At 57.3% G+C, this 18,672-nt stretch carries 13 protein-coding genes and 1 pseudogene; 7 read left to right on the top strand and 7 right to left on the bottom strand.

Translation table 11 applies throughout. The annotated features are described in order from the left end of the window. Positions 1-401: 401 nt before the first annotated feature. From ACA056_RS12435 to ACA056_RS12425, 3 genes are all read left to right on the top strand, one after another. A complete protein-coding gene (locus ACA056_RS12435; RefSeq protein WP_497273094.1) occupies positions 402-1,817 on the top strand; it encodes a purine-cytosine permease family protein in 1,416 nt (471 codons plus the stop codon). 193 nt (positions 1,818-2,010) lie between these two features. Further along, positions 2,011-2,229, top strand: a complete 219-nt coding sequence (locus tag ACA056_RS12430) for a PLD nuclease N-terminal domain-containing protein (RefSeq protein WP_497273092.1) — start codon at positions 2,011-2,013, stop codon at positions 2,227-2,229. A 580-nt stretch (positions 2,230-2,809) separates the two neighbouring features. Then, positions 2,810-3,103 carry a fructose-bisphosphate aldolase gene (locus ACA056_RS12425; RefSeq protein WP_497273090.1) on the top strand — a complete coding sequence of 98 codons (294 nt, stop codon included), beginning with the start codon at positions 2,810-2,812 and terminating at the stop codon, positions 3,101-3,103. 68 nt (positions 3,104-3,171) lie between these two features. Here the strand turns inward: ACA056_RS12425 and ACA056_RS12420 are convergent, their stop codons facing one another. The 7 genes and pseudogenes from ACA056_RS12420 to ACA056_RS12390 form a co-directional block, all read right to left on the bottom strand. After that, positions 3,172-7,935 carry a DUF3320 domain-containing protein gene (locus tag ACA056_RS12420; protein ID WP_497273088.1) on the bottom strand — a complete coding sequence of 1,588 codons (4,764 nt, stop codon included), beginning with the start codon at positions 7,933-7,935 and terminating at the stop codon, positions 3,172-3,174. Between the two features lie 171 nt (positions 7,936-8,106). Further along, positions 8,107-8,301: pseudogene (locus tag ACA056_RS12415) on the bottom strand (GNAT family N-acetyltransferase); the annotation flags it as partial. Positions 8,302-8,404: 103 nt separating this feature from the next. Beyond that, positions 8,405-8,836, bottom strand: a complete 432-nt coding sequence (locus ACA056_RS12410) for a hypothetical protein (protein ID WP_497273086.1) — start codon at positions 8,834-8,836, stop codon at positions 8,405-8,407. Positions 8,837-8,917: 81 nt separating this feature from the next. Then, on the bottom strand, positions 8,918-9,466 hold the full coding sequence (locus ACA056_RS12405; RefSeq protein ID WP_007895886.1) for a cupin domain-containing protein: 549 nt from the start codon (positions 9,464-9,466) through the stop codon (positions 8,918-8,920). Between the two features lie 429 nt (positions 9,467-9,895). Further along, positions 9,896-11,179, bottom strand: coding sequence for an NAD(P)/FAD-dependent oxidoreductase (locus tag ACA056_RS12400; RefSeq protein ID WP_497273083.1), 1,284 nt, complete (start codon positions 11,177-11,179; stop codon positions 9,896-9,898). Between the two features lie 52 nt (positions 11,180-11,231). Further along, positions 11,232-12,722 carry an aldehyde dehydrogenase gene (locus tag ACA056_RS12395; protein ID WP_497273081.1) on the bottom strand — a complete coding sequence of 497 codons (1,491 nt, stop codon included), beginning with the start codon at positions 12,720-12,722 and terminating at the stop codon, positions 11,232-11,234. 188 nt (positions 12,723-12,910) lie between these two features. Next, entirely contained in the window at positions 12,911-14,287 is a 1,377-nt protein-coding gene (locus ACA056_RS12390) for a glutamine synthetase family protein (protein ID WP_033056466.1), read from the bottom strand. Between the two features lie 280 nt (positions 14,288-14,567). Here ACA056_RS12390 and ACA056_RS12385 point away from each other — a divergent pair, with 280 nt between their 5' ends. From ACA056_RS12385 to ACA056_RS12370, 4 genes are all read left to right on the top strand, one after another. After that, the gene (locus tag ACA056_RS12385) at positions 14,568-15,329 is read left to right on the top strand and encodes a gamma-glutamyl-gamma-aminobutyrate hydrolase family protein (RefSeq protein WP_497273079.1); all 762 of its coding nucleotides are present in this window, start codon (positions 14,568-14,570) and stop codon (positions 15,327-15,329) included. A 362-nt stretch (positions 15,330-15,691) separates the two neighbouring features. Continuing rightward, positions 15,692-16,834 (top strand): polyamine ABC transporter ATP-binding protein, encoded by a 1,143-nt coding sequence (gene potA, locus ACA056_RS12380; RefSeq protein WP_123367913.1) that lies wholly within the window; start codon positions 15,692-15,694, stop codon positions 16,832-16,834. Between the two features lie 29 nt (positions 16,835-16,863). Beyond that, the gene (locus tag ACA056_RS12375) at positions 16,864-17,745 is read left to right on the top strand and encodes an ABC transporter permease subunit (protein ID WP_497273532.1); all 882 of its coding nucleotides are present in this window, start codon (positions 16,864-16,866) and stop codon (positions 17,743-17,745) included. Then, positions 17,742-18,626, top strand: a complete 885-nt coding sequence (locus ACA056_RS12370; protein ID WP_497273077.1) for an ABC transporter permease subunit — start codon at positions 17,742-17,744, stop codon at positions 18,624-18,626. Before ACA056_RS12375 ends, ACA056_RS12370 begins: the two co-directional genes overlap by 4 nt. The last annotated feature ends 46 nt before the right edge of the window (positions 18,627-18,672 follow it).

Below are 18,672 nucleotides of genomic sequence, written 5' to 3'. Positions count from 1 at the left end.
GCGATCCGACGATGAGGACCTGACAGTCAAAATTGATTTGGCTGACAGACCGCTATCGCGAGCAAGCTCGCTCCCACAATGCAGCATTCGCAGATAACTCTGTGGCGAGGGAGCTTGCTCCCGCTTGAGTGCGTAGCACTCACAAAAATGGCCAGTCAACCCGCAGAATTTCAGGGCCGCTACGCAGCCCAGCGCGAGCAAGCTCGCTCGCCACAAAACAGCGCCCGGCTGGGGAATTCCCAAACGCCACCGACATACATTTTTTAGCGTCTATACCCACAAACTTACTAATTTATCTCTCACTCCCCACCGCACATCATCAACTCCAACAAGAAAAGCGTCGCCCCCGTGCAGCGCTCACCGAAGTACGTCCACGTACTCAAATTGCCTTGGAGTCCGTCATGGTTACCGCAGCAACAACCTCCGCCCCGCTCATCGAAAAACACACCATCGGCTACGTGCCGCCCGAAGATCGTCACGGAAAAACCAGAGACCTGTTCACCCTCTGGTTCGGTGGCAACATCGCCCCGTTGCCCATCGTCACCGGCGCCCTGGGCGTGCAAATGTTCCACCTGAACCTGGTGTGGGGCATCGTCGCCATCCTCGTCGGTCACCTCGTCGGCGGCGTGCTGATGGCGCTGCACTCCGCGCAAGGCCCACAAATGGGCATTCCGCAGATGATCCAGAGCCGCGCCCAGTTCGGCTCGCTCGGTGCACTGCTGGTGGTGCTGATCGCCGGCATCATGTACATCGGCTTCTTCGCCTCCAACATCGTCCTCGCCGGCAAATCCCTGCACGGCGTGGTCGACAGCGTGCCGGTGCCCGTGGGCATCGTCATCGGCGCCCTCGGCTCGGGCATCATCGGCATCATCGGCTACCGCTTCATCCACGTGCTCAACCGCATCGGCACCTGGGTGCTCGGCGCCGGCATCGTGCTGGGCTTCGGCTACATCTTCACCCACGTGCAGACCGCCGACTTCCTCACCCGCGGCAGCTTCAACATCTCCGGCTGGCTCGCCACCGTCTCCCTCGCCGCTCTCTGGCAAATCGCCTTCGCGCCCTACGTCTCCGACTACTCGCGCTACCTGCCAGCCAACGTGCCCGTGGCCGCAACGTTCTGGACCACTTACCTGGGCACCGTGCTCGGCTCCAGCCTCTCGTTCATCTTCGGCGCCGTCGCCGTCCTCGCCACGCCCGTCGGCATGGACACCATGGACGCCGTCAAACTCGCCACCGGCTCCATCGGCCCACTGATGCTCGTGCTGTTCCTGCTCAGCGTCATCAGCCACAACGCCCTCAACCTCTACGGCGCCGCGCTCTCGCTGATCACCCTGATCCAAACCTTCGCCTACCGCTGGATCCCGACCGCCAAAAGCCGCGCCGTCCTCTCCATCATCGTCCTCGCCGCCTGCTGCTTCGCCGCCGTCGGCGCCTCCGCCAACTTCATCGGCCACTTCGTCGACATGGTGCTGGTGCTGCTCGTGGTGCTGGTGCCATGGACCGCGATCAACCTGATCGACTTCTATGCCATTCACAAAGGTCAGTACGACATCGGCTCGATCTTCAAAGTAGATGGCGGGATTTACGGACGGTACAACCCGCAGGCGTTGTTGGCGTATGCGATCGGGATCGTGGTGCAGATTCCGTTTATGAACACGCCGCTGTATGTCGGGCCGATTTCGGAGCACATCAATGGGGCGGACTTGTCCTGGCTGGTCGGCCTGCTGATCACCTCCCCGCTCTACTACTGGCTAGCCAACCGCGACACCGCCTACAAACGCCGCCTCTCAACCGGCAAACTCGCCAACAGCTTATAACTGGTAACCCCATCCCCCTGTGGGAGCGAGCCTGCTCGCGATGAGGCCATGACATTCAACATCCAAGTCGAATGTCACACCTTTCGCGAGCAAGCCCGTTTTCGCTTTGCCCGTCATCCCCACAAAACTCCGAAATTTAATGAACCCCGCCCACACCCGCTCACCTAACTGAATGACTATCAGGAGGTGACTCATGCAAACCGAAACCATCTGGATCGTACTCACGGCTGTTCTTTTGCTGATCGAGTTATGGGCAATCAACAAAGTGCGAAAAGCCGAAGGCAAATCCAGCAACAAACTCGTATGGATGGTGGTGATCGTGTTTGTACCACTATTCGGGCTGATAGCATGGGCACTGGCGGGACCGAAAAACACCAATCCCAACCCGCATTCACCGCAGGCCAGACAATGACGTCGGAGGGTGTGCCGTAAGGGTTTTTAAACTGCGCAACCGCAAAGAACAAAGCCCCGATAATTCGGGGCTTTGTTGTTTCTGAGCCCCCATTACGTGATCGGCGGAGCGGCCACAGGCTGTGATCTATTAATTTCCAGCTCCGAAAATCTTGTAGGAAACCACCCATTGTGGCGAGGGAGCTTGCTCCCGCTGGGCGGCGAAGCCGCCCCAAACCCTGCCGAACTTTTAAACATCACCCAACCCCTGTAGCAGCTGGCGAAGCCTGCGTTCGGCTGCGCAGCAGTCGTAAATCCAGCGAATAAGATTGATCTGACACCAAACAACTTCTGAATCCACAAATGCCAAACAGCCAATTGCAGCCTCCACGATCAACGGCAAAACCCGATCTGTCGTCCTACACCCCCATTTGCAGACACCAAAACCGCCGCTTATAGTTCGCCCCGTCGCTGGCTGCAGTTAGCGGCAGGGATTCGCAGCCCTAAAAAGAAGACACCAAGTACCGTCAGCCACAACACAGCCGATTTCCGACTGTGAATTGGTTATGACGGATGTGATTCATCTTTCTAGGACTAAAACCATGACAACCCAAAACCCGCCTCGCCGCTTCACCCCCATGTCCCAATTCGCCACCGAATACCCCGTCCTCCTCATCGACAGCGACGCCCCACTCCGCGAACTCCACAACTGCGTCAGCGAACGCCTCAGCGCCGTCCTCAAGTACCTCAACCTCATGGCCTGCACCAGCCTCCCCGACTACGCAGGAAACGACATCAACACCGTCACCAACATCGCCCGGATCATGGTCCAGGACGTGAGCGATGTGTTTCGGGTGATTGAGCAGCGTGGGTTTGATTCGCCAAAGGGTCAGTGACCAAATTCGAGTCGAAAAAAACCCGCATCACTGCGGGTTTTCTATTATTTGCACAACGGCATACTTTATCAGGCACACACCGCCAATCGACCCTCTCTCAACTCCAAACGCCTATCACTGATCAATTGCTCGATTCTTTCTTCCAATAGCGCTGTCACCTTGGCAGTGGCACGACCAAAGCCCAGCAACCTCAATGCTCCAGAGATCGCATCGTCATGACTCATAGAAAATCCAGAGACGATGATTTCTATCAGGGCTTGGTCTAGCTCTTCAGGCGCGACCCACTCCAACTTGCGCTCGGCGGACTCCCAATGCGCTCGGCTGCGGATGACAACGAGTCGACTCTCGGTCAGGTGAAGAAACTCGCCACGACGCAAGAAGTGCCTCTGTTTAACACCCATACCAATCGCATGCTCAACAGCCGCAGTGATTCTTGACCCTTGCCGTGTCACACCGAAAGCATCCATGAGCCGTCGGGTAACCTCGACTGAATGCACCGGAGATTCAATATCAACGACTGTTCGGATCAGCTGTAGCAGTTGTTCAGGTTGATGTTGATGCAGTTCCACTTGGTTGGTTACTGCAGCGAGCCGCGCTTTTTCATAAGGCGGACTGGCGGCCGGCTCGACTTCGTCAACAGTTTCATCACGGAGAATTTCATGCAGGGGCTCGATCAAACTCTCTGCAACCGGGACGTTACGACGGTTGGCTATGCGTTCGCGCGCCGCCTCGATCGCTGCCACTGTGCGGCTAATTTCTTGCTTGGGATTACGGAACCAATCGGTACTCCAGATACGATGGAAGTTCCAGCCTAGGCCCTCAAGCACGCCTTGGCGCAACCGATCGCGATCACGCGCAGAGCGTGAACTGTGGTAGGCCGCACCATCACATTCAACAGCCAGTACGTAGCGGCCTGGGAACTCAGGGTCTTTCACAGCGAGATCAATGAAGTAACCGGCAGTGCCGACTTGCGGCTCTACTTGGTAGTCAAGATCGCGCAAGGCTCGGATAACCTCGTCCTCAAAGGGCGAGTCTGTAGCCTTGCCGGTTTCTTTGGCGACTTCCAATTCGCCCGTTTCCGCATACTTGAGGAAGTTTTTCAAGGCGCGTACGCCGTGCTTGGCTGTGGCATCAATGTCCAGCTCATCACCACGAAAATTACAAAACACGCGCATCGCCAATTTGGCCCGCGTGATCAAAACGTTAAGCCGACGATGCCCGCCATCTTTATTGAGCGGACCAAATTCACGGGCGATACGGCCGGATTCATTTCGGCCATAACCAATACTGATGAAGATCACGTCGCGCTCATCTCCTTGAATGTTTTCAAGGTTTTTTACGAAGAACGGCTCGCTGCCCTGTGCGGTGAAAAACACTTCGGCCTGAGGTGTCTTACGCCGCAATAACTCGACCTCAACGTTGATTAAATCCCGCTGAGGGACACTAAAGGCGGCTACTCCCAAGGAAAGTTCCGGCGTCTCCAACGCATGTTTCATCACCGCATGGGCGACTGCTTTGGCTTCATCCTTGTTGGTTCGAGTGCGACCACGGTCATACAGTGCGTGGGGCAGATAATCGAAGCTCACACCCTTGGCGTGGAGATGCTGGCCAGCCGAGGGAAATACCACCAGCTTGCTGTCGTAGAACTCGACGTTGGAGACAGCGATAAGTGATTCGTGCCGGCTGCGGTAGTGCCAGCGCAGGTAGCGTTCCTGGCTACCCGCCGCCTTGAACAGACTGAGGATGCTTTCGATATCTGCGGTGGCGTCGTTCTCGTCATCAGGCGCGATGTCGCGGCTGAACAAATCGCTAGGTGGCATCTGCCGAGTGTCGCCCACTACCACGACTTGCTTGCCGCGCAATATCGCGCCAAACGCATCGACAGCCTTGACTTGAGAAGCTTCGTCGAACACCACCACGTCAAATGCCAGCTTGCCTGGAGGCAAAAAGTTGGCGATCGACATAGGGCTCATCATGAATACCGGCTTGATTTGCTGAATCGCGCGACCAGCCTTATCGATCAGCTGGCGTATCGGAATGTGCCGGCGCTTTTTATTCAGTTCTGCACGCAGCGTTGCCATTTCACCCGGTTGGTTCACATTGGGCATATGCTCCCATACTTGGCGCGCCAAATATGTTTGAGCATGGTTCAACGAAGCTGCATCAAGTGCTTTGAACCTGGCGATCTGATGTTCGTGCTTGATGCGGTCAAATTGCTGTAGTGCTGGTTTTTCGGCGTAGGCCTTTTGCACAAGCCCCGAATACCAGGAAAAGTCGAGGATGGCGGGTATCTGATCGGGCGTGTCACTGCGCAGGGCGATGTTCAACAACTCGTCCAGTTGGGCCTGATGCATTTCGCCCGACAGCACGTTGAGCCGAGCCATTTGGTAAAGCGCGCTCAGGCTGGCCTGCCACAGCTGCAAGCGTGTGCCCAAGGCAGACAGATCCAAGTTGCGCAGCGTTTGGGCGTTGTCATCGTGCATGCCGATGACTTCCAGCCCAGCTAGCAATGCCTGATCAAGGCCAGCGAGATGTTCCTCGATGTCACTGACCGTTTCCCCAAGCCCACTAGCGTCCGTGTGCCCGGCGAGAAACGCAATGATTCCTTGTGGTACATGGCCATTACCGAGGTCTTCGTAGAGCTGTACAACCCAGGCACTAACGCGCTCGAGTACCGCCCAGTCGGACTGCTGACGCTGCCATTGAGCACCGAATAGGGCACTGCCCAGCCCCTCGTGCTGGTTATAAACCTTCTGGCTTTGTTGATAGGTCAAAACCGAATCGACCAAACTAAGTTGTTCGGCATTGCTGCCAGGCAGCGCACCCTGTGCAAGCCCTTGCAAACGAGTTTTGGCCGCACGATAGCGCCCCGAAAATACCTTCCACCATTTGTCACCGTAGGCCAGCAGGTTCTGCCGAACTTCCAACAGATCCTGTTCCCACGCGGCCTCGATCAACTGAGCGCCATGGTTAGCTTTGCACATGCTCATGCGCTGGCCAGCATCAAGCAATTCACGAATGGCATCGCGGCGCAACTGCCAGTCTCCCGTACTCAGCTCCACACCTTGCAAACGAGGCGCTTCGGCCGCCCGCCTTGCGGCGCGGCAGATGACAGCAACGTCCGCGAGAGTGGCGGGCTGAGTCAGCATCAGTCGAATCGACAGCGCCTTGGCGGCAGCGTCCAAAGCGGCTAAGTGCGCACTTGCTTGTTGTAACGCATCGTTCGCATTGTTCTGTTCAATGGGAGAGAAAAAAGTTCGTTTGCTTCCCCAGAACGGATTTTGGTCCGGACGGCCCATTTCCTTGAGATGAAGTGTCAATTCTTCGACCAGTTCGCGGCGTTTCAGCTGATCAGCCTGAGTCCATGACGCCATTGGCGCAAAAGCAATCGTAGGCAACACACCGTAGCTGCGCTTGAGTTTGAGGTATCGCCCCAGCACCTCGACAAAGTCCATGCCGCTGGCACCCACAGCCGCACTCACTGCGGAGCAATAACGGTTCAAGTTGCCTTGCAGTTCCGCCAGGTTGGCCAGATCATCCTCGCCCACTTTGGTCAATGGCCGGCCTTGTTCAAGCGTACGTCCGAGTTCTTTGAGTACCGACGTTTTAGTCGACTTATGGCTGTGCAACTCAAGCACTGCATCGCCCAAGTGACATTCATCGAGTCGACGTTTAACCACTTCAAGGGCGGCCATTTTTTCGGCCACAAACAACACAGTTTTTTTCTGGGCAATCAGTTCCGCGATGATGTTCGTGATGGTCTGCGACTTACCGGTACCCGGTGGTCCCTGGATAACCAGATTGGCGCCCTCTCGCACTTCGAGAATCGCTTCAGTCTGGCTACTGTCTGCATCTTTGACGAATCGCACTTCCCCAGGTTGGAGCACCGAGTCGATGTTCACATCCTCGGCATAGGCGGGATGCTGGTCACCGAAACCCGGACCCAGGAGCCGGTTGATGACTGGGTGGGCGTCAGGCTGCTGGTCTTGCGGCCAACTCTTCGGGTCCAGATCCTTGAACATCAGGAACTTGCCGAAGGAAAAGAACCCGAGGGCAGCCTCGTTGGTTGAAACCTTCCAGCGGGGTTGCTTGCTTATCAGGTCCGTGACTTCGGCATAAAAGCTGTCAAGACTACCCTCCGTAGCATCGAAGCGGTCCTCACTGAACTCACAGGCCGCAAGGTCGAGACCAAAATCGGTCTTGAGCTTGGCGATCAAAGACAAGTTAGGCATTAACTCATCACCGGAATACTTCAGCTTGAAGGCATCCTTTGCGCCGCTGCGTTCAAGCGTCACCGGCAATAACATCAAGGGAGCCTTGCGAAGGTTCTCTGAGCTGTCCGCTTCGTACCAATGAAGGAAGCCCAGTGCCAGAAACAGGGTGTTAACGCCTTGCTCCTCGATAAAGGCTCGTGCCTCACTGTGAATCCTCAACAGCTGCAGGAAAAGGCGTTCCTCATCAAGTGCTGTCTGCAGGCGCGTATCCGTATGTCGACGCGCTCGACCAGACTCGTCCAGCTCATCGTCGACAAAGCCCGACTCGCCCAAACCGTCGAGTTCATGCAACAGCAACTCATCAGTCGCAGCGTCCTGAGCGTCTTCCCCCTCGATCTGAGTGGTTTTCGCCAACGCCGCCAACTTCTGGCGTGCCATTGGCGAAAAGCTCATGGCCTTCTCCTGCCGATAAAGCAGGTGGAACACTGACTCTGAAAGCTCATCCACCACAGCCAACGTCTTGGCTGACGCGCGGAAGTTCAGCATTGTGTTGCGAAGGCCGATATCGAGCAGTTCCTTGCGGCTACCCTGCAGCTTTTGACTAATCCCTGAACTCATGAGGACTCTCTTGAAACGTGGTCGAGGCTGGAAACGATGGGAAACAGACTACCGTGGGTTAACGGCAGACGCTTGGATCATGAACGACGATCATCGCCACCACAACGGACTACTGGTGACTGTAGGACAATTTTTCGTTGAACTCGCCGATGCTGAAAAGAAAGCCGTGGCTTAAAGCCCCTTCACCATCGGAACACAAGCCAACTGAAGCCCGGAAGGCGAATAGTAAATAGCAGGTTCGTCACCCACAAAACCGTATCGCCGGTAAAAGTCAGCCGCGTTCACCGTAGCGTCCAGTTTGACTTCTTTCAGCCCCAGCCCCCGCGCCAAGCATTCCAGGTGGCTCAGGATCCTCACGCCGAGGCCTTAGTAAAAAGGTAATAAAAAGGTGCCAGATCTATATATCTAAATAAATCTGTCACCTTTTTCGCTTTTTTTTGATGCGGCTTGTGCACATCATGGATGTTAATTAGCGCCTGCGACCCGGCTTCCAGACATAGTGAGAAAAAACAAACACGGCACATGCAAAAGTAAAAAACACAACTCCAATAGCACCCCAATGGGGCAAATCACTCAAAAACTTAATCTTATCTATCTGAGGGATAAAAATTATGGTCCCAATTGAAGCGCCGATGAAGATTGCTATCCTGGAAGCTCGCACACTGGTGTACCTGCCATTCAACGTCTCATCGAGTTCCATTTTCCGCAACCTCGGAACGTAGTAGCGCAAGCCGAGAAAGCAAAGAACCACATAAATTGCAAGCCCTATAGCATAGAAGTGCGTGTCTTCCAGGGTTATTACCTGAATCAACCCCAACATAAGTATCACGGAGTAAAAACCTGCACAGGCGAAGACCATGATCCATGCCCAGAGGTAATAGCCAATTGTTCGAATATCCATAAACACATAATCCGTCATGACTACAACGTTCAAAACCTCCAGAGCCCTGCATCCAATGCAGGGAAACACTGAAACAGTTAACTAGAAGTTAGCTGGGGTATTCGCACTAATAATCTCCGCCTCATCCGCCCCAATATTCCGAAACCGATGCGGCAACGTCGTCGGAAAGTAATACCCATCCCCAGCATTCAACACACTAATCTGCCCATCAACCGTCAACTCAACCGTCCCCCGCGTAACCAACCCACACTCCTCCCCTTCCGAGTGAACAATCGGCTCTTCCCCCGAACTCGCCCCAGGCGCGTACTGCTCGCGCAAAAGCCGCATCTGCCGGCTAGGCACCGAAGCGCCAATCAGCAGCAACCGCAAGCCATGACGCCCGAGATCCGGCTGTTCATTGGCGCGGAACACGTATTGATGTTCGCGGGGTGGTTGGTCGAAGGTGAAGAAGTCTGCCAACGACATGGGGATGCCTTCGAGCAGTTTTTTGAGGGAGCTGACGGAGGGACTGACGCGATTTTGTTCGATCAGGGAGATGGTGGCATTGGTGACGCCGCTACGCCGGGCCAGCTCGCGCTGGGAGAGTTTGTAGCTTTCGCGTACTAGTTTGAGTCGTGAGCCCGTGTCCATGACAGCCTTATGCGAAGAATACTTAAGGGTTATGGGGGTGGATGGCGGGCGACTTTTGGCCGCGAAAAACACCGCTTCCCTGTCCCGGAAATTTGAAAGGCGGGTATTAAATCACGTTTGGTGGTGTTGCTCAGCAGGTTCGATGAATGGGTGGGTAAAAAGGTTGTTTTGTCCTGAAGTCAGGGGGTTGGCCTTGAGAAATGCAGTTGCGATTGCTGTGGGTCAGTTGGGATTGATAGTGACTGATAGGGCCTCATCGCGAGCAGGCTCGCTCCCACAGTTTGGTCCTGGTCGTATACAAATTTTGTGTATGCCATGGATCTCTGTGGGAGTGAGCTTGCTCGCGATGGCGGTGTATCAGGCGACATTGATAGCGACTGATATGGCCTCATCGCGAGCAAGCTCGCTCCCACAGGGATTGAGTTGGGGTTAGATGCCGAATCGGTCACGCAGTGCGTAGTACGCGGCGCCCATGGCGGTGAGTGGGGCCTGGAAGGTGCGGCCGCCGATCATGGGCATGTGCGGGAGCGAGGCGAACGCATCGAAGCGTTCGGCGTCGCCGCGGATCATTTCCGAGATCAGTTTGCCGGCCAGGTGCGAGCAGGTGACGCCGTGGCCGCTGTAGCCTTGCATGTAGTAGGCGTTTTTTTCGATGCGGCCGAATTGCGGCATGCGTGACATGGTCAGCAGGAAGTTGCCGGTCCAGCGGTAGTCGATTTTCACGTCTTTCAGTTGCGGGAAAGTCTTGAGGATTTTCGGCTTGATCAGTTGTTCGATGTCGTCCGGTTCACGGGCGCCATAGACCACGCCGCCGCCGTACAGCAAGCGGTTGTCGGCGGTGAGACGGTAGTAGTCGAGCAGGTAGTTGCAGTCTTCGACGCAGTAGTTGTTTTTGATCAGGCTGCGCGCAACCTTTTCGGACAACGGCTCGGTGACGACGATTTGCGAACCGCACGGCATGCTTTTGCGCGTGACGCGGTTGTCGAGGTCTTGCGGCAAATAGGCGTTGCCGGCGATCAGCAGGTACTTGGCGCGGACCACGCCTTTGGCGGTGCGCACGGTGATCGGTTCGCCGTAGGTGATTTCCACTGCGGCCGATTGTTCGTAGATTTTGCCGCCCAGGCCGATGATGGCCGAGGCTTCGCCGAGGGCCAGGTTCAGCGGGTGGATGTGGCCGCCCTGCATGTCGAGCAGGCCGCCGACGTAGTTGTCGCAACCCACTTCGCGCTTGATGTCCGCCGCGTCGAGCATTTTCAGGTTTTTATTGCCGTAGCGTTCCCAGCTGCTTTTCTGCTCGGCCAGGCCTTTGAGCTGCTTCTTGTTCAGTGCGGCGAAGATGCCGCCCGGACGGTAGTCGCACTGGATGTCGTAGTGTTGTATGCGCTGACGGATGATGTCGGCGCCTTCGAAAATCATGCTGCCGAGGACTTCGGCGGTTTTGTCGCCGTAGCGTTCTTCGATGACGTCGACGTCGCGGCTGTAGGAGTTGACCAGTTGGCCGCCGTTGCGACCGCTGGCGCCGAAACCGACTTTGGCGGCTTCGAGCACGGTCACGCTGTAGCCCGCTTCGGCGAGGAACAGGGCCGAGGACAAACCGGTGTAGCCGGCGCCGATCACGCAGACGTCGCAGTCCACCGCTTGTTCGAGCACCGGGAAGTCGCCGGTGAAGTTGCGGGTGGCGGCGTAGTAGCTGTTTACATGTGCTTGTTTCATAAGTTTCTCCGATGGCCGCTGGCATGTGCCGGCGGCCGCCGTTGTAGAGGTGTTAGAGCTTGATCCAGGTCGCTTTGAGTTCGGTGTATTTGTCGAACGCATGCAGCGATTTGTCCCGACCGTTACCCGACTGCTTGTACCCGCCGAACGGCGCGGTCATGTCGCCGCCGTCGTACTGGTTGACCCAGACGCTGCCGGCGCGCAAGCCGCGCGCGAAGGTGTGGGCCTTGCTCAGGTTGCTGGTCCACACGCCTGCGGCCAGGCCGAAGATGCTGTCGTTGGCGATGACCAGCGCTTCTTCTTCGGTGTCGAAGGTAATCAGCGACAGCACCGGGCCGAAGATTTCTTCCCGGGCGATGGTCATGGCGTTGGTCACGCCGTCGAAAATCGCCGGTTCCACGTACAGGCCGCCGGTGGCTTCGAGGGTGCGGCTGCCGCCGGCGATCAGTTGTGCGCCCTGGTCTTTGCCGATCTGGATGTAGCGCAACACGTTGTCCAGTTGACGCTGATCGACGACCGCGCCGACGGTGGTTTCTGGATCGAGGGCGTGACCCGGCTTCCAGGCTTGCAGCGCTTCCACCAGCAGCGGAATGAACTGCTCGCGGATCGAACGCTCCACCAGCAAGCGCGAACCAGCGGTGCAGACTTCGCCCTGGTTGAAGGCAATCGCACCGGCCGCCGCTTGTGCTGCCGCGCGCAGATCCGGCGCGTCGGCGAACACCACGTTCGGGCTCTTCCCCCCTGCTTCGAGCCAGACGCGTTTCATGTTGCTTTGCCCGGAATAGATCAGCAGTTGCTTGGCAATCGCGGTCGAGCCGGTGAAGGCCAGCACGTCGACGTCCATGTGCAACGCCAGCGCCTTGCCGACGGTGTGACCGTAGCCCGGCAGGACGTTGAACACGCCTTTCGGGATGCCGGCATCCAGAGCCAGTTGCGCGATGCGGATGGCGGTCAGTGGTGACTTTTCCGAAGGCTTGAGGATGAACGAGTTGCCGGCCGCGAGGGCTGGGGCGAACTTCCAGCTGGCCATGATCAGCGGGAAGTTCCACGGCACGATGGCGGCGACCACACCGGCAGGTTCGCGGGTGATGAGGCCGAGTTGGTCGTGCGGCGTGGCGGCGACTTCGTCGTAGATCTTGTCGATGGCTTCGGCGCTCCAGCGGATCGCGTTGGCGGTCGCTGGAATGTCGATGTTCATCGAGTCGTTGATCGGCTTGCCCATGTCGAGGGTTTCGAGCAGGGCGAGTTCTTCCTGGTTGGCCAGGATCAGGTCGGCGAAGCGGATCAGGATGCGCTTGCGTTCTGCGGGTGCCAATCGCGCCCAGATGCCGGACTCGAAGGTGCGGCGCGCGACGGCGACTGCCGCGTTTGCGTCGGCTTCGTCGGTGCTCGCGACGTTGGCCAGGAAGCGGCCGTCGACCGGGCTCATGCATTCAAAGGTGTCGCCGCTGAGTGCCGGGCAGTATTGGCCGTCGATGAATGCACGGCCTTCGAGTGTTAAGGACTGGAAGCGTTGTTCCCAGTCGCTGCGAGTGTTTGTCATGGTTGTGACTCGACGCAGAGGAATAAGTGATCGTCAGTTAAAACTTGTAATGCAATCCCCTGTGGGAGCGAGCCTGCTCGCGATAGCGGTGAATCAGGCGACATCAATGCTGACTGATGCGACGCTATCGCGAGCAGGCTCGCTCCCACAGTTGATCGGGTTTTCAGCCTGGAACCGGGTTCAAGCAATCAAACCGTATGCAAGTACCAGTTGTACTCAAGGTCGGAAATGGAGTTCTCGAACTCGGCCAGCTCGCTTTCCTTGCACGCCACGAACACGTCGATGTACATCGGGTCGATGTAACGGGCCATGACTTCGCTGTCGTCCAGCTCGCGCAGTGCATCGCGCAGGTTGTTCGGCAGGCTCTGCTCGTTCTGCTCGTAGCTGTTGCCTTCCACCGGTGCGCCCGGCTCGATTTCGTTGGTCAGGCCGTGGTGAATACCGGCCAGGACCGACGCCATCAACAAGTACGGGTTGGCATCGGCGCCCGCTACGCGATGCTCGATGCGCACGGAGTCCGGCGAACCGGTCGGCACACGTACCGCAACGGTACGGTTGTCGATGCCCCAGCTCGGCGAGTTCGGCACATAGAACTGCGCGCCGAAACGACGGTACGAGTTGACGTTCGGGCACAGGAACGCCATCTGCGCCGGCAGGGTCTCGAGCACACCGCCGATCGCGTGACGCAGTGCGGCGTTCTGCTCGGGATCCTCGCTGGCAAAGATGTTGTTGCCTTCTTTGTCGAGAATCGAAATGTGCACGTGCAAACCGTTGCCCGCCTGGCCCGGATACGGCTTGGCCATAAACGTGGTGTCCATCTCGTGGTCGTAGGCGATGTTCTTCACCAGACGCTTGAGCAACACCGCGTAGTCGCAGGCCTTGATCGGGTCGTTGACGTGGTGCAGGTTCACTTCGAACTGCGCCGGGGCGCTTTCCTTGACGATGGCGTCCGCAGGGATGCCCTGCTCTTTCGCGCCTTCGAGGATGTCTTGCAGGCAATCGACGTATTCGTCGAGGTCGTCGATCAGGTAGACCTGGGTCGACATCGGACGCTTACCGGAGACCGGCGAACGTGGCGATTGCGGACGACCGTTCACGTTGTCCTGGTCGATCAGATAAAACTCGAGTTCGAACGCCGCGCAAATGGTCAGGCCCATGTCATCGAACTTGCTCACGACCTGACGCAACACTTCGCGAGGGTCGGCGAAGAACGGCTGGCCTTCGAGTTCGTGCATGGTCATTAACAGTTGCGCGGTCGGGCGCTTCTGCCATGGCTCGATGCTGAGGGTATCGGGGATGGGGAAGCAGATTCGGTCTGAGTCACCGATGTCCAGACCCAGGCCGGTGCTTTCCACCGTAGAACCGTTGATGTCCAGAGCAAACAGCGACGCCGGGAGGTTAATGCCTTTTTCGTAAACCTTATGAAGACTGGTGCGCTCGATGCGCTTGCCGCGCACCACACCGTTCATATCCGCAATCAGAAGGTCGACGTACAAAACCTCAGGATATTTCTTAAGGAATGCGTTTGCTTCGTTGAGTTGAACGGTACGCAGAGGGACCGACATGATGCACCTATTAGCTGTTAATTATTATGTTCACTACCTTGTTGCGAGCCCAGTCAACCCGAACGGCAAAGTGAAGTCAATAGCGAACACTTGGCCTTTCAACCTTTATTTTCTGGCCTTTCTTGGGCACGAGAGTGCCAAATCAGTCTTGCACACCGTGTAAATCCTGAAGATCGGACGTGCGGCGTTTAGAATTTTTTACATGAGAGTTGTTAATTAAAATCAACAAGGCTAAGCTCCGGAAAAGCTCGTTCAAGTGTGAAACTTCGAGGTGATAAAAATGGCACTCAAGCCATTGATCGGCGTTACAGCGTGCGTCAAACAGATTGGCCTGCACCCCTACCATGTCAGCGGCGACAAGTACTTGCGTGCTGTCAGCGTCGCGGCTTTGGGGCTGCCGGTTGTCATTCCTTCCTTAGGCGATCTGACCGAAATCGATGACCTGCTCGCGCAGCTCGACGGTCTGCTGCTGACCGGCTCGCCCTCGAATGTGGAACCTTTCCACTATCAAGGCCCCGACAGCGCCCCCGGCACGGATCACGATCCGCAACGGGACGCCACGACCCTTCCCTTATTGCGTGCGGCCATTGCGGCCGGCGTGCCGGTGCTCGGCATCTGCCGGGGCTTTCAGGAAATGAACGTGGCGTTCGGTGGCAGCCTGCATCAGAAGGTCCACGAACTCCCCGGCATGCTGGATCACCGGGAAGCGAATCATCCGGATTTGGCGGTGCAATACGCACCGGCTCACGCGGTCAACGTGCAACCGGGCGGTGTGTTCCAGGCACTGGATTTGCCGCAGGTGTTCCAGGTCAATTCGATTCATAGCCAGGGCATCGACCGACTTGCGCCCGGCCTGCGTGCGGAAGCCATCGCGCCGGATGGCCTGATCGAAGCGATCTCGGTGGAACACAGCCCGACCTTTGCCGTCGGTGTGCAGTGGCACCCGGAATGGCAGGTGCTTTCGAACCCGCCCTACTTGAGTATTTTCCAGGCGTTCGGTGATGCGTGCCGGCGACGGGCGGCGTTGCGTAAAACCCGCTGACTTAAAACAACCCTTTACTGCCCCCGCGAGTCAGGCGGGCGTGCCTTTGCGCGTCCGTGACTTGCGAAACAACACACTGCAATAACAACAAGTACGACCCAGGCAGCCAGGATGGCGGCGCCGAATAAGCCCAGGCCGGGCGATGCCAGTGAGTCAAACGCAATACCCCTGTAGGAGTGAACCTGCTCGCGATTGCAATGTGTCATGCGACATCAATGTTGACTGATCCACCGTTATCGCGAGCAGGCTCACTCCTACAGGGGGCACTGCCGAATTCACTGACATCGTACAGCTCGGGCTTGCAATCAACTATTAAGTCAGGCCGCGTTGGCCCGACGACTGAAACCTGTTGGGAGTTTCACATGGCAAACGCCTCCAGCATCTACAGGAAGGCTCTTGAAGGTCACCAGTCACCGAAAAAGGTGCTGGTGAAAGTCGACCGCGTCACCAAGAAATTCGACGAAACCACCGCGGTGGACGATGTCTCGCTTGAGATCCATCAAGGGGAAATCTTCGCCCTGCTCGGCGGTTCCGGTTCGGGTAAATCGACCCTGCTGCGCATGCTCGCAGGTTTCGAGCGCCCGACCGAAGGCCGGATTTTGCTAGACGGTGTCGACATCACCGACATGCCGCCGTACGAACGGCCGATCAACATGATGTTCCAGTCCTACGCGCTGTTCCCGCACATGACGGTGGCGCAGAACATCGCCTTCGGCCTGAAGCAGGATCGTCTGTCCACCAGCGAAATCGACGCCCGCGTTGAAGAGATGCTGCGGCTGGTGCACATGACCCAGTACGCCAAACGCAAACCCCATCAGTTGTCCGGCGGTCAGCGTCAGCGTGTGGCCTTGGCTCGTTCCCTGGCCAAGCGTCCGAAGCTGTTGCTGCTCGACGAACCGATGGGCGCGCTGGACAAGAAGTTGCGCTCGCAGATGCAACTGGAGTTGGTAGAAATCATCGAGCGCGTCGGCGTGACCTGCGTGATGGTGACCCACGACCAGGAAGAGGCCATGACCATGGCCCAACGCATCGCGATCATGCACTTGGGCTGGATCGCCCAGATCGGTAGCCCGGTCGACATCTATGAAGCCCCGGTCAGCCGCATGGTCTGCGAATTCATCGGCAACGTGAACGCCTTCGACGGTACGGTTGTGGAAGACCTTGAAGGTCACGCGATCATTCACAGCCCGGACCTGGAGCAGAAGATTTACGTCGGTCACGGCGTCAGCACCTCGGTGCAGGACAAGTCGATCACCTACGCCATCCGCCCGGAAAAACTGCTGGTCAGCACTACCCAACCCGATACCCGCTACAACTGGTCCAGCGGCAAGGTGCATGACATCGCTTACCTCGGCGGTCACTCGGTGTTTTACGTGGAACTGCCTGGCGGCAAGGTTGTGCAGTCGTTCATGGCCAACGCCGAACGCCGTGGTGCACGTCCGACCTGGGACGACAAGGTCTACGTGTGGTGGGAAGACGACAGCGGCGTGGTACTGCGCTCATGAAAACACTCAATCAGCAGTTTATGCGGCTGATGCCGAGTGGTCGAAAGCTCGTCATCGGGATTCCTTTCCTGTGGCTGTGCCTGTTTTTCCTGTTGCCGTTCTTCCTGGTGATGAAGATCAGCTTCTCGGAAGCGGCCCTGGCCATTCCTCCTTACTCAGAGATCTACACCTTCGCCGAGCAGAAATTTCAGCTGCTGCTGAACATCGGCAACTACTCGCTGCTGACCGAAGATGAGTTGTACATCTCGGCTTACTTCGGCTCGTTGAAGGTCGCGTTTTTAAGCACGCTGATGTGCCTGGTGATCGGTTTCCCGATGGCCTATGCGATCACCAAAGCGAGCAAGGAAACGCAAAACGTTCTGCTGCTGTTGATCATGATGCCGACCTGGACCGCGATCCTGATCCGCGTCTATGCGTGGATGGGCATCCTCAGCAACAACGGTTTGCTCAACGGCTTCCTGATGTGGACCGGGCTGACGTCGCACCCGATCGAGATCCTCAATACCAACACGGCCGTGTATATCGGCGTGGTGTATGCGTATCTGCCGTTCATGGTGTTGCCGTTGTACGCCAACCTGGTGAAGCACGACAACAGCCTGCTGGAAGCCGCGTCGGACCTGGGTTCGAGCAACTTCAACAACTTCTGGAAAATCACTGTGCCGCTGGCCAAGAACGGGATCATCGCCGGTTGCATGCTGGTGTTCATTCCGGTGGTCGGTGAGTTCGTGATTCCGGAACTGTTGGGCGGCCCGGAGACCCTGATGATCGGTCGCGTGCTGTGGCAAGAGTTCTTCAATAACCGCGACTGGCCGGTGGCGTCTGCCCTGGCGGTGGTGATGCTGTTGATCCTGATTGTGCCGATTCTGCTGTTCAACCGCAGCCAGGCCAAAGAGATGGAGGCACGGGGATGAAACGCTTCGGATTTTCAAAGTTCATGCTGATTTTCGGCCTGTCGTTTATCTACCTGCCGATGTTGATTCTGGTGATCTACTCGTTCAACGCCTCGAAACTGGTAACCGTATGGGGCGGCTGGTCGTTCAAGTGGTACGCCGGCTTGCTCGACAACTCGCAACTGATGGGTTCGGTGTTGCGCTCGCTGGAAATCGCCTGCTACACCGCGATTGCCGCTGTAGCGCTGGGCACGTTGGCGGCGTTTGTGCTGACTCGCGTGACGCGTTTCAAAGGTCGTACGTTGTTCGGTGGTTTGGTGACGGCGCCGTTGGTGATGCCGGAAGTGATCACCGGTCTGTCGCTGTTGCTGCTGTTCGTGGCCATGGCACAACTGATCGGCTGGCCGCAGGAACGCGGCATCGTCACCATCTGGATCGCCCACACCACGTTCTGTGCGGCGTATGTGGCGGTGGTGGTCTCGGCGCGCTTGCGTGAGCTGGACTTGTCCATCGAAGAAGCCGCCATGGACCTCGGGGCGAAGCCGTTCAAGGTGTTTTTCCTGATCACCATTCCGATGATCGCGCCGTCACTGGCGGCCGGCGGCATGATGTCGTTTGCCCTGTCACTGGATGACCTGGTGCTGGCGAGTTTCGTGTCCGGCCCGGGTTCGACGACCCTGCCGATGGAAGTGTTCTCGGCGGTGCGTCTGGGCGTGAAGCCTGAGATCAACGCCGTGGCCAGCTTGATCCTGTTGGCGGTTTCGATCGTGACCTTCATGGTCTGGTTCTTCAGCCGCCGCGCCGAAGCGACCCGCAAACGTGCGATCCAGGAAGCGATGGACCAGACCGCCAGCGAATCCTGGCAGCAACCTAAAAAGCAAATGGTAGAAGCGACGGCCTAGGCTGTTGAGTTAACTGTGGCGAGGGAGCTTCTGTGGCGAGGGGATT

The sequence above is a fragment of the Pseudomonas sp. LBUM1666 genome (assembly GCF_059695775.1).
This window is presented reverse-complemented; position numbering and strand designations above follow the sequence as displayed.